A 21,652-nucleotide genomic window follows, 5' to 3' on the forward strand; every position below is an offset into this window, starting at 1 on the left:
AAGGTATGTATCAACTCTTCAATAGAGAAAGAGATAGAGAGTCACATTGATACATTTGAATCGTATGATTTATATAAAGAAATTAAATGTAAAACAATTACATTTAAAACGGTATGGAGGGGTAGAAATATGTTTCAAGGAAAATTAAGAAGTAGTAGTTTAAAAGCAAAGTTACTTGTGTCATTTGTTATCATTTTAATTCTTCCAAGTATTGTAATTGGTTGGACGTCTTATCAGCAAGCGAAGACAAACTTTAATGAGACGATTTCACAATCGGCGAAAGATAATATAAAAATATTGGATAATGTAATTAATAAGGAATTGGATAGTAAAAAAGTAGATGCAGTTTATTTTACAAAATTATTTACACAATCAAGTTACCAAACGGATCAAATACAAAATATCCAAAATAAACTAGAAGAATATAATAAGTTACATCCAGAACTGGAAGCCATCTATACTGGATCCAGCAATGGGCAATTTATTCAATCACCGTCTATTCAAATGCCAGAAGGATATAATCCTACAGAAAGAGATTGGTATAAAGAGGCAGTGAAAAAAAGTGGAGAAGTAATTATTACAGCTCCATATAAATCAAAAACGACAGGAAATATTGTTATTACAATAGCAAAACAAAATGAGGATAAGAGCGGTGTTCTCGGTATTGATTTAATTATTAATGATATCGTAAATACTTCAAAGATGGTTAATATCGGTAAAAAGGGATATGTAGCAATTTTTGATCAAGATAAAAATGTGGTAGCGCATCCAACGATGAAGCCGGGGGATAAGGTAGAAGAGAAGCTCGAAAAAGAGTTGTACAAACAAGAAACAGGTGATTTTAATTTCACATTAGATGGTGAAGATCGTCATATCACTTTTAAAACAAATAAGATAACTGGATGGAAAATAGCAGGAATTATGCCTTCAAACGAAATTATTGAAGCAGCTGAACCTATTTTCTATAAAACGATAACTGTTATTGGTATTTCATTAATAATTGGCGGGATTTTAATTTACTTCATAATTGCTTCTATTATTAACCCGTTAAAACAACTTGTTATATCATCGAAAAAGATTAGTGAAGGCGATTTAACAGAATCAATTACAGTTCATTCTAAAGATGAAATTGGACAGCTAGGAGAAAGCTTTAACGAGATGGCAGCATCATTACAGAATGTCATTTCCAATATAAATACTTCAGCAGGTCATGTAGCGGCATCTTCAGAAGAATTAACAGCTAGTATGAAGCAGACGAGTGAAGCAACGGAACAAATTACACAAGCGATAGAGCAAGTGTCGAGTGGAGCGGAAATACAAACGAAAGAAGTTGAAGAAGGCGCAACATTATTAGAAGAAGTTACAGAAGGAATTCAACGTGTGGCAGACAGTTCTTCATTAGTATCCACAGCATCTATGTATACGAAGAAAAAGGCTGAAGATGGTGGGAAGTTAGTTGAACAAACGGTGAATCAAATGCAATTAATCCATGAGTCTGTTTCACAATCAGATAAAGTTATTGTTTTGCTAGATGATAAGTCGAAACAAATTGGAGCAATCCTTGAGGTAATTCAACATATTGCAGAGCAGACAAATTTATTAGCATTAAATGCTGCAATTGAGGCTGCGAGAGCTGGAGAACAAGGAAGAGGATTTGCAATTGTAGCAGATGAAGTGCGAAAGTTAGCAGAACAATCAGGACAGTCTTCTACGGAAATTGGAAAACTAGTAAAAGAGATACAATTTGACATAAAAGAAACAGTAAGCTCTATGAAGCAAGTTGGAACAGAAGTACAATCAGGGCTTGAAGTTGCAAATGAAACGAAGCAAAGCTTTGTTGAAATATTGAAGTCTACAGATGATACAGTTGAACAAATTGATAGTATGGTAGAAGTAGCGAAGCAAATGACAGTAGATGCAAAACAAGTCAGTGCATCTATTAATGAAATTGCAGCTACGATTGAAGAAAATGCAGCAAGCGTTCAAAATATTGCTGGTTCTTCAGAAGAACAATTAGCTTCAGTAGATGAAATCAATGCAGCGGCAGTTCATTTATCGCAAATGGCAGAAGAATTACAAGAGATGATTGGGAAATTTAAAGTGTAATAAAAAAGAAACGAGGTAGTAATTGTACCTCGTTTCTTTTGTTATCCCGCTATTTGTGGGTTGATTAAAGTTTCAGTTTATGAAGATAAAAAATAAAGAAATATAGAGTAACCGTGTTATGATTAGGTAAAATTATAAAAGACTGTATTTTCGTTAAATTCTATCTTTAATTATGTTAGGGGAATGGTTTTGAAATTTAAAAAGTTAAAACTACAACCGAGAATTACAATAACAATTAGTACACTTATTCTAGTCGTACTTCTATTAACAAGTTATTTATTTTATTACATATTGTCTGAAACGGTAGAAGAGCAAATTGGGAAACGGGCTTTGCATGTTGCGAAAACAGTTGCTGCTATACCTGAAATAACGGAAGCTTTTCAAAAAGAAAATCCAGCTTCTATTATTCAACCAATTGCAGAAAAAATTCGAATTGATACAGATGCTGATTTTATTGTAGTTGGAAACAAAGAGGGGATTCGATATGCACATCCTAAGCGAGATAAAATAGGAGAAGCAATGGTTGGTGGAGATAATAAAGGAGTTCTATTAGAAGGAAAATCTTATATTTCGAAAGCAACTGGATCATTAGGTCCTTCATTACGCGGCAAAGTTCCAATCCGCAATCAGGAAAATGAAATTATAGGCGTGGTGTCTGTTGGATTTTCAATGAATGATATTCATGGAGCGGTAGAAGTATATGGAAAGCGTGTATTTTGGATTACAGTAATAGGTCTTTTAATCGGGATAATTGGTTCTATATATTTAGCCGGAAGTATAAAAAGAATGATGTTTGGGATGGAGCCAGAAGAAATTTCAGCTTTATATGAAGAGCATAGTACAGTGATTCAATCTGTACGTGAAGGGATTATTGTAATTGATCACAATGGCATGATTAGTTTAGTCAATCAAGCGGCTTATGATATTCTTTCGCTAGATAAACAACGAAATATTATTGGAGAATTCATTTTAAATGTAATTCCTAATTCAACGATACTAGATGTATTTCAAACTGGTGAAGAACAGTTTGATCGTCAATTAAATATAAAAGGGCAGGCTGTTATTGCGAACCGTCTACCTATTAAAGTAAAGAATAAAGTAACTGGCGTTGTATCGAGTTTACGTTTGAAATCTGAAATGGATCAGTTAACAGCAGAGTTATCTCAGACGAAGCAATATACAGAGGCATTACGAGCGCAAACGCATGAATATAACAATTTGTTGTATACGCTTTCAGGTCTTATCCAGTTAGAATCATATGAAGATGCTTTAGAGCTTATTCATATGGAAACAGCGGTATATCAAGATTTTGTTCAATTTATTATGAAGCGAATTCAAAATCCATGGTTAGGTGGAATTTTAATTGGATTCTATAATAGAGCGCGAGAGTTAAAGATTGATTTTATGCTAGATCGAGAAAGTAGCTTAGATAAATTAAGCCCGCACATTGAGAGTAATTACGTCGTTTCTATTTTAGGAAATTTAATTACGAATGCATTTGAAGCAATTGAAAGAAATGAAGAGAATGATAAGAAGGTAAGGATGTTTGTAACTGATATTGGAGAAGAGATAGTAATTGAAGTGGAAGATTCAGGACAAGGGATTCATGATGAAGTCATTACTAGCATATTTTATAAAGGCTTCTCGACGAAAGAAGGCGGGAAACGAGGATATGGATTAGCAAAAGTGAAAGAGTTAGTAGAAGATTTAAATGGAAGTATTGCAATCGAAAAAGGGGATTTAGGTGGTGCATTATTTATTATTGCATTACCAAAAGAGAGAGGCGAATTGTAATGGGTGAGGAGATTGAAGTATTGATTGTAGAAGATGATATTCGAATTGCGGACATTCATCGTCGTTTTACTGAAAAGGTTGAGGGGTTTAAAGTAATTGGAACAGCAACGACTGGGGAACAAGCGAAAGAATGGTTAGATCTTGTGAAACCACAGCTCGTTTTATTAGACGTGTACTTACCTGATATGCAAGGTACGGAACTTGTTACGTATATTAGGCATAATTTACATGATACAGATATTATTATGATTACAGCTGCATCGGAAACAGATGTAGTGAGGCATGCTTTACGAGGTGGAGTAACAGATTATATCGTAAAGCCACTTATGTTTGATCGATTTAAGGCAAGTTTGGAAAATTACCAAAAAAAGCTTGTGCAGTTAAAGAAAAATAATCCGTTATCTATAGAACAAATTGAACATTTATGGTCTCAAAGAGGCGTAAAGGGAAATGAAATAGAATATGCTCCGAAAGGTATAGACCCCTTAACTTTAGCAAAAATAAAAAAGCATATGTTAACAGTGAATGAAGAAGGAATTACAGCAGAAATGTTAAGTGCGATGGTAGGAGTAAGTAGGTCGACAGCGAGGCGCTATTTAGAGTATTTAATATCTGGAAAGAAAGTTCATGCGGAGCTTATATATGGGAGTGTAGGGAGACCAGAAAGAAGGTATTTTCTTGTTTCTTCATAACAAAAAAACAGTAGAGAATTACATTTCTTCTACTGTTTTTTACGTCTTATATTGGAATAATTCCGATTACAATTCCCGTAATTAACATCACCATTGTCGTTCCAACAGCCCAAAGTAACGTAAAGCGTTGATGTTCACCAAAATCAACTTTGGCCATTCCGACTAATAAATAAGTGGAAGCGACGAGAGGACTTAATAAGTGAACAGGTTGCCCGAGTAATGAAGCGCGTCCCATTTCAGCTGCACTAATTCCGTAAGCAGCGGCAGCTTTCGTTAAAATAGGTAATACCCCGAAGTAAAATGCATCATTGGACATGAAAAATGTGAACGGCATACTAAGAAGAGCTGTAATAATCGGTAGTTGTGGTCCAAGTGCGTCTGGTATAAGAGTGACTACACTTTGAGCCATTGCATCTACCATTTTTGTTCCTGATAAAATACCAGTGAAAATTCCAGCGGCAAATACGAGAGAAACAACGGCTAATACGTTTCCTGCGTGAGAAGCAATACGTTCTTTCTGTTGTTCTAAGTTCGGATAGTTAAGCATAACAGCAATGGCGAAAGCGATTGTAAATAAAACAGGTAACGGCATAACTTCTAGTATGAGACAGACAAGTAAGGTAACAGTTAATAAAAAGTTAATCCATAGAAGTTTAGGGCGTTTATGAACGGCAGCTTCTACTGTGGCAGCTTGCTCATCCATCGTTTGCATTTGTTTTAAGTATTGTACATCCATAATTCCTAATCGTTTTCTTTCTTTTTTGCCAAGATAGTAAGCAACGAAAACGACCCAAATTGCACCAGCGATCATTCCTGGTATAAGTGGTGTAAAGAGCTCTGATGCGTCTAGTCCAAGAGCACTCATAACCCGAGCTGTCGGTCCGCCCCACGGTGTAAGATTTGTCACTCCTGCTCCTAACATAACAACCCCAGCTAATATAAGTGGATTCATTCCAAGGCGTTTATATAATGGGTACATTGCGGAAACCGTAATCATATACGTTGTTGTTCCATCCCCATCTAATGAAACGATAATAGTAAGAATCGCTGTACCAACAACAATTTTTAAAGGATCTCCTTTTACAAATTTCAAAATCCTACTAATGACAGGATCGAATAAACCGCTATCAATCATAATTCCAAAATACAAAATAGCAAACATAAGCATAATACCAGTAGGTGCTAGTTTTTGAATTCCTTCTAACATCATAGGTCCCATATTTGCATAAAAACCTCCAATTAATGCGAAAGTAATTGGAATTAATATTAATGCTACTAGTGCTGACATACGTTTCGTCATAATTAAAAACATAAAGACAAATACCATCGAAAATCCAAGTAGTGCTAACATGTAATCTCCCCCTCAAGAATGATTGCGCTTTCAAAATGTAACGAAAATTCAGAAAAAAGTGTTTTTTATTTATCATAAAAGCATTCATTCAAATGGTAAATAATTTGAAAAATAACATCATTAGAAGCATAATTTTTATTTTGGTCATTTTGTTCACGGTAGTTAATTTGAATTTTTAAAAAGTAAGCTGCTTTCCGTAAGAATGGTAGAATAAGATGAAAATATTGAAGTGTGAAATAGGGAGTAGATTTTATATGAAAACGAGAATTGAAGAGATTTATAGTTCTTATGAAGGAAAAGTAGAAGAGATTTTTGTTAATGAATCTTCTTACGTATATGAGTGGGAAAATTTAATGATGATCCGAAAAAATAACGGTGAGCTTGAAAAAGTTGCGGTCGGTATTAGTGGAAATATAAGCTTAGTAAATGTAGTTGTTGGTCAGCAAATTAATACAGATACATTATTAGTTAAGTTAGAAGACGATTTATTAATTACAGGTTGTGAATGATGAGAGATGTGTAGAAATGGCTACACATCTTTTTTGGTCTTTATATTACAAAAAGTACATTATTTTTTCACAAATCTCACACAACTTTTTGATATGCTCCTTGTGGAAGATACGGTTAGGGAGGAAGTAAAATGAGAACAAAGTATGTGACACTTGCTATATGCTTATTCTTTGTCTTTACAATAGTAGGATGTGGTAAGAAACAAGCAGAGGCTGTAGCAATTGATGAGAAACAAGATAAGTGTGATATTTGCCAAATTGGGGTAATGGATAATCAATTTGCAACAGAAGTCATTTTAGAAAATGGAAAAGCGTTAAAGTTTGATGATATCGGTTGTATGTATAAATGGATGGAGATTAATCCAGGTGAAAAGACGAAAGAAAAATTTGTTCGAGATTATGATTCGAAAGAATGGATTTCGTTAGAAGATGCGACTTACGTATATGATAAAACAATAACGACACCGATGGCTTATAATGTTATTTCATTTGAAAATAAAAAGGATGCAGAAAACTTTGTGTCTAACTATAAAGGGAAAGTTCTTTCATATAAAGAGCTAGCAGAGCATAAATGGGAAATGAATAAAGAGATGATGGGGAACCCGAAAAAGGGAAATCACGGTGGTCATCATTAATACTAAAAAAGACAACTACATAAGTTGTCTTTTTTAGTATTACTCAGGTGCAAATATAGAAAAGGTGTAAAAATTTTAGAAGAACGGTTACAATAGAATATAGTAACCTAAAGCAATCATTTATCCCGCATTAACGGGCAGTAAGACCCCCGTCTCAAAATTCAGTGAAAGCAAAGAAGTTAGGTGGGGATCAACTGCTCGTAAAAGCCCGATTGGTTCAACTAATAATTAGTGGTGGATGAACACCCCCCCACTAATTAAAGTTTCACTTTATGTACTTTTTAGAAATGTATACAAATGCGGTAAAATCGTGCTAAACTAATTGCTTCATAATGTTAATGATGAGGCCATCAGGCACATCATTCCAATAGGTTGAGAAACATAGTATAGGTTTTAAGATAATCCGATTAAAGAAGGAATATAAAGGGCTTATGGATAAATGTACTCAAGAAGAGTTATTGTATGTGATGGAGGAATGGTTAAGAAAACATTATCTTTCATAGGAGCTGTAGTTGTGAGAAAACAAAAAATTTTATTATGTATGTTATTAGGACTTTTAATGACGGTAGTGGCTTGCGATAAGCAAGAGGAGCCAGAATCGAAACCGGTTCATGTGAAAAACGAAAAGAAAAAAGAAAAGCATAAAGAACAGGAAGAACCTAAAGAAGAAAAAAGTATAAATTTAATGGACAAACAATTGCTACTTTCTGCGACTCTTGGAGACACGGAAACAGCTATGAAGCTGATTCAAGATGGAGCCAATATAAACGTAGAAGGTGACAACGGAGAAACTCCTATCCTTGCAGCAACGTATCAAAATCATGTAGAGACAGTTAAAGCGTTAATTGATGCAGGTGCTAATATTGAAAGGAAAGATGAGAAACAAAGTAATCCATTTCTTTATGCAAGTAGAGAAGGATATACAGACATTGTAAAGCTACTAATTAATGCAGGGGTTAATACGAAAGAAACTACTAAATCAGGTGGAACAGCACTCATTTCTGCATCTGAACGTGGCCATGTAGAGGTCGTAAAAGAGTTATTAGAGCATACAGATATTGATGTGAACTATAGAAATGATCGTGGTGGAACAGCTGTAGTAGAAGCAATCGTATTAGGAAATGGTAGTGAAAATCATAAGAAAGTAATTCAAATGCTTATTGACCACGGGGCAGATGTAAATATGGCCAATAAGGAAAATATTACGCCACTTCAATATGCTGAAAAAAGAGGTTTTAAAGATATTGCAAATATGTTGAGGTTAGCTGGAGCGAATGAAGTCGTACAGCCACAACCACAACCGGTGGAATAACAAGATAAAGAAATAAAAAGTACGAAATAATCTCATTTAGATAGACAGAATGAAGAAGTCATTTAGTATGATGGATTCAGTAATGTGTATTTGAATGGGATTTTTGTTTTGTGCATGAAAAATAGATTATGAATGGTATATGGAGTAACTAAGGAGGATATAAATGAGGCTCTCAGAACTTGATTTAATAGCAATTCAGGTAGAGGTTTTATTTGTTCATAATCAAGTAGGGAAAATGAAATATGTAAATGAACAAGGAAATCCGAAAGCACCCCGCTTTTTTCTTGGCAGAACTCGTGAAGGGAGTATAACGAGATATCATTGTGATCTGGATGATGAAAAGGTAGGTAAGATTGAGAAATTAATTCGAGAACCTTCAAATCATATAGAGATAGCAAAGATCATTGATGTATTAAATGAAGAAAAAACAGTGAAAAATATTTGGATAGGCCCTGCTTTCATGTTCTCTAATAATTTACATAAGCCAACTAGAACAATACAGATAACAGAGAAGAATAAAGAGCTTTTGCGAGAAAATTTTCCTAATTTAATAGAACAGATGGAATGGAGGCAACCTTACTTTGCAATTGTAAAAAATGAAAAGGTAGTTTCTATATGTTGCAGTGCTAGGAGTACGCCTGTAGCTGCTGAGGCGAGTGTGGAAACTTTAGCGGAGTTTCAAGGGAATGGATATGGTACTGATGTTGTTACAGCCTGGGCGATATCAATACAAGAAGAAAAACGCATTCCACTTTATAGTACTTCTTGGGATAATTATGCTTCACAAGCAGTTGCGAGAAAACTAAAACTGATTAACTATGGAATGAATTTGCATATCACTTAAATTTAAAAAATAGTTGTTTGCTGTTGGGGTTCATTCGTATATTTAGATTATTGTTAAAAAAGTATGATGAATATTAACATTCGATTAACACCTAATTAACAATCTATCAAAACTGACTTAATAAATGCGTAATATAGTAAAGGTAACAAAATAACTAGGGTAGAGAACATTTGAGAACACCCGCTTACATATAACGTGCCACTTTCTTAGGTGTGCTCTATTTCCTAGAGTTCAAATAAGGAGAAAGGTGTTCTATGTAAGTAGGTGTTTTTAGTTTGGATAAAAATAGAAAAGCTAGGTGGAACAAATGTTTAAAGAACCTTATATTGCGATGATAAAAGATTGGAAAGGGTACAAAACATACAAAAAATTACCGAAAACAGTTTTTCTTATGACTGGTTCAATGCTGGATTTACCAGAGCGTGTATATGAATTACAGAAGCATGGACATGATGTATTTCTTCATTTTGATTTTATACAAGGTTTAAATACAAATACAGAGGAAGCTCTTTTGTATATTCAAGATGTTATCGGGGCGCAGGGTATTATTTCAACAAAAGGTTCGACAATTCGAAATGCTAATAAAATTGGATTAAAAACGATTCAACGCATTTTTATTGTTGATACTTTATCTCTTACAAAATCAATTGAGAATTGTAAAACGACTAAACCGAATGCGGTAGAGATTATGCCTGGTATTATGCCTTCCATTATTAAGCAGTTAGCAGAAGAAATAGAATTTCCTATTATTGCAGGCGGACTGATTCAAACACGAGAAGATGCGGAAATTGCTATTCGTGCAGGAGCAAGTGCAATTTCAACGAGTCATTATGAAGTATGGATACACGAAGAAAAAAGGAGTGCAATCTTGTGATTGAATTGAAAAATGTTTCAAAGGTGTATAAAAATGCGGAAGAGACAGCGGTTAAAGGTGTATCGGTTCACATTAAAAAGGGCGAGTTTTTTGTTTTAGTTGGACCTTCAGGATGTGGGAAAAGTACACTATTACGAATGATTGCTGGCTTAGAAGAGATTTCTTCGGGGGATTTAATTATTAATGAACATGTTGCAAATGATTTAGAGCCGAAAGACCGTAATCTATCAATGGTATTTCAAAATTATGCATTATATCCACACTTATCTGTAGAAGAAAACATTTTATTTGGGCTTAAGGTAAGAAAAGTACAAAAAGAAGAGCGACAAAAGCGATTAATGGAAGCTATTGAAATGGTAGGACTGAAAGAGTATGTGAAAATGAAGCCAGGTCAATTATCAGGCGGACAAAGGCAACGTGTTGCGCTTGCCAGGGCGATCGTAAGTCAAGCGCCGATCTGTTTAATGGATGAACCACTTTCAAATTTAGATGCGAAATTACGTGCGCAAATGAGGATTGAAATTAGAGAAATTCAGCAACGTCTAGGAATTACAATGATTTATGTTACTCACGATCAAATAGAAGCGATGACTATGGGAGATCGTATCATGGTCTTAAATAAAGGAAGCATACAGCAAGTTGGAACACCGCTTGGTATATATAACGAACCAGCGAATGAATTTGTTGCAAGCTTTATAGGGTCTCCTTCGATGAATATAAATGATGGAGAAATGGACAAAGAAAAAGGTGTATTACATATAGGGCAATTGCAAATTCCATTATCTAATGGACTGTTAAAGCAATTACCAGAAGGAACAATTCGAATAGGCATGCGTCCTGAACATATTGAACTGTCTGAGGAAGGGCAAGAAGTCACGTTACAATCTGTAGAAGTATTAGGGAACGAATCTATATTAAATTTCGCGGTAAATGGAATAACCTGGAGTGCAAAAGTCATTGGACAGCTACTCCTGAACAAAGGTGACAAAGTAAAATTATTATTCTCGCAAGATAAGTTATGCTTCTTTCACCAAAATACGAATGAACGATTAAAAGTGGTAGCTGAAGAAGAGTTGAAAGTGGTGGCGAAATAATGATTGAGGTAGGCAAGTTACCAGCACAAGCAAAAGTGTCAAAAAAGAAGAGTTTATGGAGTAAAACGAAAGATTTAAGAATAGGATTATTATTTTTGGCGCCATCTATTTTACTATTTTCGATTTTTCTTTTTTATCCATTATTTAGGACGATTTACTATAGCTTTTATTTAACAGATATACACGGAGAAGCTAATCTTTTTGTTGGCTTAGAAAATTATCAATACTTATTTTCTGATCCTGCTTTCTACAAAAGCATAAAGTCAACTTTATTATTTGTTGTATATACAGTGCCTACGAGTATTATATTCGCTTTATTTCTTGCATTGATTGCAAATGGAAAAGTAAGAGGTATTGGGTTATTCCGTGTGTTATTTTCTTCCACTATGGGAATATCAGTAGCTGCTAGTGCGGTGATTTGGCTATTTTTATTTCATCCAAGTGTCGGGCTATTTAATAATATATTAGCCTCTATGAATCTACCTGCAATCGCATGGTTAACGAGTCCAGATTGGGCATTGTTCTCTGTATCGGTTACAACGGTTTGGGTGAATACAGGATTTGCATTTTTAGTTATATTAGGTGGTTTACAAAATATTGATACGTCTTTATATGAGAGTGCATCTATAGATGGCGCTAGCTATTTATATAAGCTTCGCCGTGTTACATTACCGATGCTATCACCAACTTTATTTTTTATCGTGACAGTAACGTTAATTAGTGCGTTCCAAAGCTTTGGACAAATTGATATTTTAACGCACGGTGGACCAAATGATGCAACGAATTTAATTGTGTACTCGATTTATAAAGAGGCGTTTGTGAATCATCAATTTGGAACAGCAAGTGCACAAGCGATGATATTATTCGTTTTCATTTTTATTGCTACATTGATTCAATTCAAGTTTGCTGAGAGAAAGGTGCATTATAAATGATCGTTAAACAGTGGAAACAAAATTTCCTATTATACATGCTGCTCATTATTAGTGCAGTAATGGTGTTTTTTCCTGTACTGTATGCATTTTTAATAAGCTTTATGACACCAGATGATATTCAAATGAGAAGGCTATTTCCGACCCAATTTACTTTCGATAATTTTATTAATATTTTTCAAAAAGTACCGCTTTTTACATACTTGTACAACAGTTTAATTGTATCGACGATTGTTATGATTGGACAACTTATCGTATCCAGTTTAGCAGCTTATGCTTTTGTTTTTCTTCAGTTTAAAGGGAGAAACGTAATTTTCTTCCTGTTTATTTCAACGATGCTTATTCCGTGGGAAGCAACGATGGTACCGAACTTTTTAACGATTCAAAACTTCGGTTGGATCAATAGCTTTGCTGGGATGACAGTGCCGTTTTTTGCAACAGCTTTCGGTATTTTCTTACTACGTCAACATTTTATGACACTTCCGAATGAACTGAAGGAAGCAGCTTTTATTGAAGGGATTGGAAATGTAAGGTTTTTATTCAGCGTTGTAATTCCATATTGTAAAACGAGTTTTATTACGCTTGGAGTATATAGTTTTTTAACAACATGGAATATGTACTTATGGCCACTCTTAGTGACCACTGATGAAAAAGTAAGAACAGTTCAAATTGGTGTAAAGCAGCTTCAGTCTCAAGAAGTTGCAACTGATTGGGGAAGCGTAATGGCCGGTGTTACGGTTATTGTCATTCCAACACTGATTTTACTATTTGTAGGGCAAAAGCAATTACAACAAGGATTAACAAAAGGTGCAATTAAATAACTAAGAGAAGGTGAGATTAAAATGAGTTTAGTAAAAAAAGGTGCTGCTCTATTAATGGCAGCAACAATGGCATTATCTAGTGCCGCTTGTTCAAGTAGTAAAACGGAGGGGAAATCTGAAGCGCAGGCAAAAGTAGCACCAGTTGAAAAAAATGGTGATAAGACTGTAATTCGTTTTTGGCATGCGATGGGTGGAAAAACACAAGGCGTACTAGATGGGCTTGTTGCAGACTATAATAAATCACAGAATAAATACGAGATAAAGGCAGAGTTCCAAGGGACATATGAAGAGTCTTTAACGAAATTTAGAACGATGTCTGCTACGAAAGAAGCGCCAGCTCTTGTTCAGTCGAGTGAAATTACAACAAAATATATGATTGATAGCAAAAAGATTACGCCAATTGATAGTTGGATAAAAAAAGATAAGTATGATACTTCAAAGTTGGAAAAAGCAATTACAAATTATTATTCAGTTGATGGAAAAATGTATTCTATGCCATTTAATTCATCTACACCAGTATTAATTTATAATAAAGATGCTTTTGCAAAGGCGGGATTAGATCCAGAGAAAGCCCCACAAACATATGCGGAATTACAAGAAGCAGCGAAAAAGTTAACGATTAAAGAAGGCGGAAATGTAAAACAGTATGGATTCTCCATGCTGAATTATGGTTGGTTCTTTGAAGAATTGTTAGCGACACAAGGTGCTTTATATGTCGATAGCGAAAACGGCCGCAAAGATGCTGCAAAGAAGGCGGTATTTAACGGTAAAGAAGGACAGAAAGTATTTGGAATGTTAGATGATTTAAATAAAGCTGGCGCACTTGGAAAGTATGGAGCAAGTTGGGATGATATTCGTGCTGCGTTCCAATCTGGACAAGTTGCTATGTATTTAGATTCTTCAGCTGGTGTTCGCGACTTAATTGATGCATCTAAGTTTAATGTAGGTGTTTCATATATTCCGTATCCAGAGGATTCGAAACAAAATGGTGTTGTTATTGGCGGAGCATCATTATGGATGACGAATATGGTTTCAGAAGAAACGCAACAAGGTGCTTGGGACTTTATGAAATATTTAACGAAGCCAGACGTACAAGCAAAATGGCATACTGCAACAGGTTATTTCTCTATTAATCCAGATGCATACAATGAACCATTGGTAAAAGAGCAATATGAAAAATATCCACAGCTAAAAGTAACAGTGGAACAATTACAAGCGACGAAGCAATCTCCAGCAACTCAAGGGGCTTTAATTAGTGTATTCCCAGAATCACGAGATGCAGTTGTAAAAGCATTAGAAGCAATGTATGACGGGAAGAATAGTAAAGAAGCATTAGATGAAGCTGCCAAAGCAACTGATAGAGCAATTAGTATTTCAGCTCGTACGAGTCAAAAATAAGAAAAAGCCGTATCCCGAAAAAGGATACGGCTTTTTTTACAAGGAGATAAGGGATCAAGAAAATGAAGAAGTCTTATCTCTTTTATATGAGTAAAGGGTCTAGAATGAATCTTGTCCTTTTCATTATTTATTTAACTCCATTGCAACTTGTTTGCCATTTACGAAAACCACTGCCACCGCTACTACAACTTCCATCACTTTTTTCATGTCTCATCTCTCCTTGTTTTTTGTTTCATTTCTTACTTTTAGTATAAGGAAATCTAGCACTTGCAACTATCGAATTGGATGACAAGAGACTTACATTGTTGTAAGGACAATCGTTTTATTTGTAATAAATGTGATTTTGAACATGTATTCAGAAATTTCTGTTGTTTTGAACTATAATTAAAAAGAGAGTGGTTTAGAAAGAAGGGGATCATATGAAAAGGATTCTTGTTATTAGTGATATTCATGGAGAAATAGAAAAGTTCGAACGGTTATTGGAAGAAGCTCAATATGATGTAAGACAGGATCAATTAATTTTACTGGGAGATTATGTAGATCGTGGTCCAAACGCGCGTGCTGTAATTGAAAAGGTAAAAGAGTTAAAAGAAGAGGGAGCCCTCATTCTAAAGGGCAATCATGAAGATATGATGATTAAGGCATTAACGACTGATGAGCAACGTTCATGGAATCATTGGGTAAAAAGGAATGGTGGAGATAAGACTTTATACAGTTATGGATTTGTAGAAAAAGATATTGTGGTTAATGAGGAAGCCTTCCAAAAACCGATTTTACAATCGCATGTTTTAGAGGAACATGTAAAGTTTATTCAAGAATTAGATCATTACATTGAAACAGAAGAATATATATTTGTACATGCCGGTGTTGAGCCATTGAAGCAGGTTTCGGAATGTGAATCCTATACGTTAATGTGGATTCGTAATGAATTTCATAATGGGTATAGTGGTGAAAAGGTTGTTGTATTTGGTCATACGGAAACAAAAACGCTTCATGGTAGTGAGAATTGCGGCGTGTATTTTGGGAGTAATCGTATTATAGGGATTGATGGCGGTGCTGTATATGGTGGTCAGTTAAATTGTTTAGAATTGCCGAGTAAAAAGGTATACGTAGTAAAAAGTTGAAAGAGATAAGGGGAATCTTATTTCTTTCAATTTTTTATTAAGAAAAATTTAAGGAAGAATTTTTATAATAAATCTTTCAAATTTTATATTGAGAAAAACGTTAAAATATAATTATAAATAGAAATGAACAATATGGTGGAAGGTGAGAATATGCGCTTACTCGTAGTAGAAGATAATGCTTCTTTATTAGAGTCTATTGTCCAAATATTACGCGATGAATTTGAAGTAGATACAGCATTGAATGGGGAAGATGGATTATTTCTAGCGTTACAAAATATATATGATGCGATTTTACTTGATGTGATGATGCCAGAAATGGACGGTTTTGAAGTAATTCAAAAAATACGTGATGAAAAAATTGAAACACCAGTCCTATTTTTGACAGCGAGAGACTCTTTAGAAGATCGCGTGAAAGGCTTAGACTTTGGTGGGGATGACTATATCGTTAAGCCATTTCAGGCTCCAGAGTTAAAAGCGAGAATTCGTGCTTTATTACGACGAAGCGGTAGTTTAACAACAAAGCAGACTATTCGTTATAAAGGGATTGAACTGTTCGGAAAAGATAAAGACGTTCAAGTAGATGGACAAAGTATGAAGTTAACATTAAAACAATATGAGCTTTTGGAGTACCTTGTTCAAAATAGCGGAAAGATTTTAATGCGTGAACAAATTTTTGATCGTGTTTGGGGATTTGATTCAGATACGACAGTAGCAATTGTAGAAGTGTATGTACATCATTTACGTAAAAAATTAGAGCCATTCGGTTATCAGAAAGATATTCAAACTGTTCGAGGTATTGGATATATATTAAAAGAACAATGAAAAAGGGAAGCATGTTTCAGAAAACACGCATTCGATTGACTATATTGAATTCATTAGTATTTATTATCTTGATAGGTGTATTAGGCAGTATCATTTATTCATACACATATAATCGTATTTATAATGAAGTAGATAAATCGATAGGAAAATCCGTTCAGCATAGAAAGAATTCAGATGATAAAAAACTACTTAAAAAAATTAGGGGATATCCTCCGATTGGAGATCCAAGGATAACGGAGTTAATTTGGGTTGGAAACACAGTGGAGATAGGTATTGAAAACGGCAAACGCCGTTTTATCTTTGAAGATAATTTGGAAAAGTTTTCTCCAAAGAAATTAGGAACTTTGCAAGATATAGAAGTGCAAGGGCAATATTTTAGAACGTTTGCATTTCAACAAGATACAAAAATAGTTCAAATTGTACGCGATATAACAGCTGAAAAAGAAATGTTACATACTTTATTTTTAATTCTTGCTATAGGTTGTAGCGTAGGAAGTTTATGTGCAGTAGGAATTGGTTTTTTCTTAGCGGGCAGGGCACTTATACCTATTCAAAATTCATGGGAGAAGCAGCAGCAGTTCGTTTCGGATGCATCGCATGAATTAAGGACACCACTTGCGGTTATTCAATCAAAAACGGATGTGTTATTCCAGTCACCATCTGCGACAATAGAAGAAAAAGCGATGGATATTTCTACGATTTCAAAGGAGTGTAGACGGTTATCTAAGCTTGTAACTAATTTATTATTGTTAGCACGTTCGGATTCTAATCAAATTGAGATGGATAAGAAAATATTTGAAATGGATAAATTGTTAGAAGAAATAGTAGATCCATATAAGGAAATTGCTTCATATCAAGAAAAAGAGATGATATTGAAAGTAGAACATGACATATCATTTATGGGTGATAGAGAGAGAATTCATCAAATGATGGTCATATTGTTAGATAATGCGATGAAGTATACAAATGGGGGCGGGCATATTCAAATCGATTGTACGCAAACGAGCAGCTCAATTCGTATACGGGTGAAAGATGACGGGATAGGGGTTAAAGATGAGGACATCCCAAAATTATTTGATCGTTTTTATCAAGGTGATAAAGCGAGAAGTGCGTCAGAAGGAGCGGGATTAGGCCTTTCAATCGCAAATTGGATTGTAGAAAAGCATTATGGGAAAATATTAGTAGATAGCAAATGGGGAGAGGGTACTTGTTTTGAAGTGAATTTCCCTAAAAACCAAAGAATATAAGTGAGAAGACGATCTTGTTTTTACAAGGTCGTCTTTTTTTTAAGGGAAAGTTAAGAAACTATTTATAACATGTATGATATACACAAAGTTCGCCCTATGAAGAAGCGATTATAAAAAGGTATTTGAGCAGATTATATCGATCATAATGTTATTTCGATTATGTATAGGGAATGATGGAAAAGAAAGTGTAAGAGGGAGGAATTAATTTTGAAAAAGAAAATGATGACGGTATTCACTATTGGAGTAATGAGCTTAAGCATATTAGGGGGTGCCTCTCCTTCTGAAACATCACAAGGAAAGACAAATTACACGCAGCGCAGTAAAGAACAATTAAATAATGGGAAGATACATGCGGTGCATACAGAAGAAAAGGCGGAGAATCTAGGTATTGAAACGGAAGGGAAAGAACAAATTACGCTAGAAAAAGAAATTCATGAGACGGAAGTAGGAAGAGAAGCTGAACAGTTAGGAATTTCGATTGAAAGAAAAGACGTTGGAACTCTTTCAGAAGAAATCTATGAAACAAAAGTGAAGCAAGAAGCGTTAAAGCTAGGCATATCTATAGAAAATACAACGATTGTAAATTTAATTAATCAAATTAATACGATTAAAATTAATGATGAAGCGGATAAATTAGGCATTTCGACAAATGGAAAAGAAATAGAAGACATTGCGGAAGAAATCTATGGAACGAAAGTAAGAGAGGAAGCAGGGAAGTTAGGTATTTCACAAAAAGGAAAAGAGATAGAAACGTTAGCGCAAGAAGTATACGAACAAAAAGTGCAGGAAGAAGCAAAAAAATATCATATTGATTTGTATGGTAAAGATATATATCAAGTATTAAGCGAAATTAATGAACAAAAAGTGTTACAAATGGCAGATGAGCTTAATATGGATAAAACGAATATGAACGTTCAAGAATTAGCAGAAAAAATTAAAAAAGATCAGCCTGAAAAAGGAAAAGAACTAAATTTTGTACCGGTGATTCGCACGGATGCTGACGCGTTTTATTCTTATTTAACGAACTAAAAAGGGCGTGAGAGTGATACGGAGATGGAAGTGGTATATATGTATGGCTTTACTAGCTATAGCAGTATGGAATGTATATAAAAATGGCATTACAAAGTATGTGGAGAAGTTAACATTCTTCAATATACAAAGCGGAAAAGAAGCAGATTTTAGTAATAATGATGAAAAGGTCATCTTATCGAATGTACCTTTAATTCAGCAATTACCAGAGCTAGATAGAGGCTGTGAAGTGACTAGCTTAGCGATGATGTTACAATATGCAGGCATTACGGTGGATAAGATGCAATTAGCAAATGAAATAAAGAAAGTTGATTTTATGAACGATGGTGTACGTGGGAATCCGAATGAAGGATTTGTAGGGAATATTTATACCTTTTCTGAATCTGGATATGGTGTATATCACGGACCACTTTTTCAATTAGCGAAAAAGTATTTACCTAATAAAGCTGTGGACTTAACAGGGAAGAGTATAGAAGAACTTTATAAGAGTGTAAAATCAGGACAACCGGTAGTTATGATTACGAATGCAACATTTGCGCCATTAGATGAAGATGAATTTACTACATGGGAAACAAATAGCGGAGATGTTTCTATTACGTATAATGAACATTGTGTAGTACTGATTGGATACGATGAAGAATTTGTATATATTCGGGATCCTCTCGAGGATAGCCTAGATGTAAAAGTGCCGAGAGGAAAATTTGAAAAGGCATGGATGCAAATGGGGAGTCAGGCGATTAGTTATGTGAAAAGCTCTAAATGAATTAGTAAGGAAATAGATGTAAGGAACTGTAAGAGGAGTTTTTGTGGGTATCTTTGTTAAGAAATAAGAGAACTTCAGCTTATTATATAAGCTGAGGTTCTCTTATTTTTTATGATTAAATATTTAGAAGTAGTGAATATGTAAAAATGCATAATTGACAAAAAAATTACATGTTATCATTATATATTGTTTTATATATGTTACTTGTATAAAATTACACAAGTATCCACATTACATAAAGGAGGATTATTATGCAAAAAATATTTAACTGGGTTAAATGTATGAGTATTAAGAAAAAATTAATCATTTCATTTTTTCTTATTTTAACTATACCAGGACTTATTATCGGTGGTGTTTCATATCAAACTGCCAAAACAAATTTTGAACAACAAATTACAGGTAAAGCAAAGGAGAATATTTCAGTTTTAAATACTGTTATTTCTCAAAATATAGAAGAGAAATTTGTTGATGCGGCGTACTTTGCAGACATTTTAACAGAGGATACATATCCAAACGGACAAGAAGAAATAGTAAGAACGAAGTTAACGCAATATATAAAACTTCATCCAGAAGTAGAAGGTATTTATATTGGAACACAGGCAGGAAAGTTTATAAGAGAACCATTTATCCAAATGGCTGAGGGGTATAATCCAACAGATAGATCTTGGTATAAAGAAGCACATGAAAATAAAGGGAAAGTAATTGTTACTGCACCATATCAATCAGCATCTACTAAAAATATGGTAGTGACAATTGCTAAAGAAGTAAAAGATGGTAAAGGTGTTATAGGAATTAACTTAAATTTAGATAACATCTTAAAAATTTCCAAAATGATTAACATTGGTGAAAAAGGTTATGCAGTTATTCTAGATCAAAATAAGCAAATTGTTAGTCATCCATCTAGAAAACCAGGTGCAAAAGTTACTGATCCGTGGATTAAACCAATTTATGAAGAAAAACAAGGAAATGTGTCTTATACAGAACAAGGTGATAAAAAGAATTTAATCTTTGCAACAAATGAGAAAACAGGATGGAAAGTAGTCGGGGTTATGTTCGACGAAGAAATTACCGAAGCTGCGAATCCAGTGTTTTATAAGACTTTGATTGTCATTGCTATAGCTATTGTATTTGGTAGTGTATTAATTTATTTCATTACAAAGTCTATTACAAGACCATTAAGAAAAATAGCTGACTCGGCACATAAAATTAGTAAGGGAGATTTGACAGAGAAAATTACAATCCATTCCAAGGATGATATAGGGAAATTAGGGAATTCATTTAATGAAATGTCTGCCTCTTTACAAGATGTGATTACTCAAATTAGTTTTTCAGCAGAACATGTCGCTGCATCGGCTGAAGAGTTAACAGCGAGCGTACAGCAAGCAAATGATGCGACAGATCAAATTACAATTGCAATGGAGCAAGTATCAGGTGGAGCTGAATCACAAAGTCAAGGTGTTGAAGAAGGTGCGGCTACATTACAACAAGTAAATACAGCAATTCAAGATGTAACTGGAAGCGCGGAATCAATTTCTATCTCCTCATTACATGCGAGAGAAAGAGCTGAAGAAGGGGAAGAATTGGTTGAACAAACAGAAAAACAAATGCAGTCTATTTCTAAATCGGTATCCGAGTCAGATGCTATTATTAAACTTCTTGATGAGAAATCAAAGCAGGTAGGAGCTATTTCTGAAGCGATTCAAAACATCGCTACTCAAACGAACTTATTAGCTTTAAATGCGGCTATTGAAGCGGCTAGAGCAGGTGAACAGGGCCGAGGGTTTGCTATTGTAGCTGATGAGGTTAGAAAATTAGCGGAGCAATCAGGAGAATCATCTGGAGAGATTGCAAATTTAATTGCAGAAATTAAGGCGGATATTGAACATACTGTTAAGGCGATGGATAATGTGAATGGAGAGGTCCAACAAGGCCTTGATGTTGTAACAAAAACGAAAGCAAGTTTTACGGAAATTTTAAGTTCTACTACACATATTGTTTCTCAAGTTAATCAAATGGTAGAAACAACGAAGAGAATTGCTGGAGATGCAAATGAAGTGACAAATGCTATTGATGAAATTGCAGCGGCTGCCGAAGAAAATACAGCTAGTATGCAAAGTGTTGCTGCTTCAACAGAAGAACAAGTGAATTCAATGGAAGAAATTAGTTCAGCTTCGCAAAACTTAGCTGGGATGGCCGAAGAACTACAAGCGATGACTAGTAAATTTAAAGTATAATAACAGCAGATAAGTAAGGTGATATTATTTTCACCTTACTTATTTTTCTATTCAGCAATTAGGGGAGTCATTAA

Annotated in this window: 19 protein-coding genes and 2 pseudogenes; 20 read left to right on the top strand and 1 reads right to left on the bottom strand. The window is 34.5% G+C overall.

Features of this window, described 5'->3' with window-relative positions; genetic code table 11:
• Positions 1–129: 129 nt before the first annotated feature.
• The 4 genes and pseudogenes from ACLBWW_RS23835 to ACLBWW_RS23850 form a co-directional block, all read left to right on the top strand.
• A pseudogene (locus ACLBWW_RS23835) lies at positions 130–1,164 on the top strand (HAMP domain-containing protein); the annotation flags it as partial.
• Positions 1,165–1,245: 81 nt separating this feature from the next.
• Positions 1,246–2,106: a methyl-accepting chemotaxis protein gene (locus ACLBWW_RS23840; protein ID WP_438285517.1), complete on the top strand. Its 861-nt coding sequence runs from the start codon at positions 1,246–1,248 to the stop codon at positions 2,104–2,106.
• Between the two features lie 183 nt (positions 2,107–2,289).
• Positions 2,290–3,900, top strand: coding sequence for an ATP-binding protein (locus ACLBWW_RS23845; protein ID WP_088110137.1), 1,611 nt, complete (start codon positions 2,290–2,292; stop codon positions 3,898–3,900).
• Positions 3,900–4,592: a response regulator gene (locus tag ACLBWW_RS23850; RefSeq protein WP_048541596.1), complete on the top strand. Its 693-nt coding sequence runs from the start codon at positions 3,900–3,902 to the stop codon at positions 4,590–4,592. Before ACLBWW_RS23845 ends, ACLBWW_RS23850 begins: the two co-directional genes overlap by 1 nt.
• 46 nt (positions 4,593–4,638) lie before the next feature.
• Here the strand turns inward: ACLBWW_RS23850 and ACLBWW_RS23855 are convergent, their stop codons facing one another.
• Positions 4,639–5,943 (bottom strand): CitMHS family transporter, encoded by a 1,305-nt coding sequence (locus ACLBWW_RS23855; RefSeq protein ID WP_098221280.1) that lies wholly within the window; start codon positions 5,941–5,943, stop codon positions 4,639–4,641.
• Positions 5,944–6,197: 254 nt separating this feature from the next.
• Here ACLBWW_RS23855 and ACLBWW_RS23860 point away from each other — a divergent pair, with 254 nt between their 5' ends.
• From ACLBWW_RS23860 to ACLBWW_RS23935, 16 genes and pseudogenes are all read left to right on the top strand, one after another.
• Entirely contained in the window at positions 6,198–6,452 is a 255-nt protein-coding gene (locus tag ACLBWW_RS23860; RefSeq protein ID WP_048541598.1) for a hypothetical protein, read from the top strand.
• Between the two features lie 131 nt (positions 6,453–6,583).
• Positions 6,584–7,087, top strand: coding sequence for a nitrous oxide reductase accessory protein NosL (locus tag ACLBWW_RS23865; RefSeq protein WP_048541600.1), 504 nt, complete (start codon positions 6,584–6,586; stop codon positions 7,085–7,087).
• A gap of 439 nt (positions 7,088–7,526) precedes the next feature.
• Entirely contained in the window at positions 7,527–8,399 is an 873-nt protein-coding gene (locus ACLBWW_RS23870) for an ankyrin repeat domain-containing protein (protein ID WP_098047484.1), read from the top strand.
• 163 nt (positions 8,400–8,562) lie between these two features.
• Complete coding sequence (locus tag ACLBWW_RS23875) at positions 8,563–9,243, top strand: GNAT family N-acetyltransferase (RefSeq protein ID WP_048541602.1); 681 nt, start codon at positions 8,563–8,565, stop codon at positions 9,241–9,243.
• Between the two features lie 307 nt (positions 9,244–9,550).
• A complete protein-coding gene (locus ACLBWW_RS23880; protein ID WP_447614279.1) occupies positions 9,551–10,117 on the top strand; it encodes a glycerol-3-phosphate responsive antiterminator in 567 nt (188 codons plus the stop codon).
• On the top strand, positions 10,114–11,211 hold the full coding sequence (locus ACLBWW_RS23885) for an ABC transporter ATP-binding protein (protein ID WP_141538758.1): 1,098 nt from the start codon (positions 10,114–10,116) through the stop codon (positions 11,209–11,211). Before ACLBWW_RS23880 ends, ACLBWW_RS23885 begins: the two co-directional genes overlap by 4 nt.
• Complete coding sequence (locus tag ACLBWW_RS23890) at positions 11,211–12,143, top strand: carbohydrate ABC transporter permease (RefSeq protein WP_048541607.1); 933 nt, start codon at positions 11,211–11,213, stop codon at positions 12,141–12,143. The genes ACLBWW_RS23885 and ACLBWW_RS23890 overlap by 1 nt, the downstream gene beginning before the upstream one ends.
• A complete protein-coding gene (locus ACLBWW_RS23895; protein ID WP_048541609.1) occupies positions 12,140–12,961 on the top strand; it encodes a carbohydrate ABC transporter permease in 822 nt (273 codons plus the stop codon). The genes ACLBWW_RS23890 and ACLBWW_RS23895 overlap by 4 nt, the downstream gene beginning before the upstream one ends.
• A 21-nt stretch (positions 12,962–12,982) precedes the next feature.
• On the top strand, positions 12,983–14,359 hold the full coding sequence (locus tag ACLBWW_RS23900) for an ABC transporter substrate-binding protein (RefSeq protein WP_048541611.1): 1,377 nt from the start codon (positions 12,983–12,985) through the stop codon (positions 14,357–14,359).
• Positions 14,360–14,778: 419 nt separating this feature from the next.
• A complete protein-coding gene (locus tag ACLBWW_RS23905; protein ID WP_048541617.1) occupies positions 14,779–15,483 on the top strand; it encodes a metallophosphoesterase family protein in 705 nt (234 codons plus the stop codon).
• Between the two features lie 150 nt (positions 15,484–15,633).
• On the top strand, positions 15,634–16,305 hold the full coding sequence (locus ACLBWW_RS23910; protein ID WP_001238626.1) for a response regulator transcription factor: 672 nt from the start codon (positions 15,634–15,636) through the stop codon (positions 16,303–16,305).
• The gene (locus tag ACLBWW_RS23915) at positions 16,302–17,552 is read left to right on the top strand and encodes a sensor histidine kinase (protein WP_053078503.1); all 1,251 of its coding nucleotides are present in this window, start codon (positions 16,302–16,304) and stop codon (positions 17,550–17,552) included. Before ACLBWW_RS23910 ends, ACLBWW_RS23915 begins: the two co-directional genes overlap by 4 nt.
• A 207-nt stretch (positions 17,553–17,759) precedes the next feature.
• Positions 17,760–18,581: a hypothetical protein gene (locus tag ACLBWW_RS23920; protein WP_048541620.1), complete on the top strand. Its 822-nt coding sequence runs from the start codon at positions 17,760–17,762 to the stop codon at positions 18,579–18,581.
• A 13-nt stretch (positions 18,582–18,594) separates the two neighbouring features.
• Positions 18,595–19,344, top strand: a complete 750-nt coding sequence (locus tag ACLBWW_RS23925) for a C39 family peptidase (protein WP_116442942.1) — start codon at positions 18,595–18,597, stop codon at positions 19,342–19,344.
• 281 nt (positions 19,345–19,625) lie between these two features.
• Positions 19,626–20,639: pseudogene (locus ACLBWW_RS23930) on the top strand (HAMP domain-containing protein); the annotation flags it as partial.
• Positions 20,640–20,759: 120 nt separating this feature from the next.
• Positions 20,760–21,578: a methyl-accepting chemotaxis protein gene (locus tag ACLBWW_RS23935; protein WP_447614286.1), complete on the top strand. Its 819-nt coding sequence runs from the start codon at positions 20,760–20,762 to the stop codon at positions 21,576–21,578.
• Positions 21,579–21,652: the final 74 nt, after the last annotated feature.

Source organism: Bacillus sp. M5A3_1b (genome assembly GCF_053345335.1).

Excerpts from the sequence above, each read along its gene's own strand:
- ACLBWW_RS23865 (WP_048541600.1), top strand. The coding sequence starts at position 6,584 with ATGAGAACAAAGTATGTGACACTTGCTATATGCTTATTCTTTGTCTTT.
- ACLBWW_RS23855 (WP_098221280.1), bottom strand. The coding sequence starts at position 5,943 with ATGTTAGCACTACTTGGATTTTCGATGGTATTTGTCTTTATGTTTTTA.
- ACLBWW_RS23840 (WP_438285517.1), top strand. The coding sequence starts at position 1,246 with ATGAAGCAGACGAGTGAAGCAACGGAACAAATTACACAAGCGATAGAG.
- ACLBWW_RS23915 (WP_053078503.1), top strand. The coding sequence starts at position 16,302 with ATGAAAAAGGGAAGCATGTTTCAGAAAACACGCATTCGATTGACTATA.
- ACLBWW_RS23890 (WP_048541607.1), top strand. The coding sequence starts at position 11,211 with ATGATTGAGGTAGGCAAGTTACCAGCACAAGCAAAAGTGTCAAAAAAG.
- ACLBWW_RS23845 (WP_088110137.1), top strand. The coding sequence starts at position 2,290 with ATGGTTTTGAAATTTAAAAAGTTAAAACTACAACCGAGAATTACAATA.
- ACLBWW_RS23870 (WP_098047484.1), top strand. The coding sequence starts at position 7,527 with ATGTACTCAAGAAGAGTTATTGTATGTGATGGAGGAATGGTTAAGAAA.
- ACLBWW_RS23910 (WP_001238626.1), top strand. The coding sequence starts at position 15,634 with ATGCGCTTACTCGTAGTAGAAGATAATGCTTCTTTATTAGAGTCTATT.
- ACLBWW_RS23860 (WP_048541598.1), top strand. The coding sequence starts at position 6,198 with ATGAAAACGAGAATTGAAGAGATTTATAGTTCTTATGAAGGAAAAGTA.
- ACLBWW_RS23880 (WP_447614279.1), top strand. The coding sequence starts at position 9,551 with ATGTTTAAAGAACCTTATATTGCGATGATAAAAGATTGGAAAGGGTAC.
- ACLBWW_RS23900 (WP_048541611.1), top strand. The coding sequence starts at position 12,983 with ATGAGTTTAGTAAAAAAAGGTGCTGCTCTATTAATGGCAGCAACAATG.
- ACLBWW_RS23875 (WP_048541602.1), top strand. The coding sequence starts at position 8,563 with ATGAGGCTCTCAGAACTTGATTTAATAGCAATTCAGGTAGAGGTTTTA.
- ACLBWW_RS23850 (WP_048541596.1), top strand. The coding sequence starts at position 3,900 with ATGGGTGAGGAGATTGAAGTATTGATTGTAGAAGATGATATTCGAATT.
- ACLBWW_RS23905 (WP_048541617.1), top strand. The coding sequence starts at position 14,779 with ATGAAAAGGATTCTTGTTATTAGTGATATTCATGGAGAAATAGAAAAG.
- ACLBWW_RS23895 (WP_048541609.1), top strand. The coding sequence starts at position 12,140 with ATGATCGTTAAACAGTGGAAACAAAATTTCCTATTATACATGCTGCTC.
- ACLBWW_RS23935 (WP_447614286.1), top strand. The coding sequence starts at position 20,760 with ATGGAGCAAGTATCAGGTGGAGCTGAATCACAAAGTCAAGGTGTTGAA.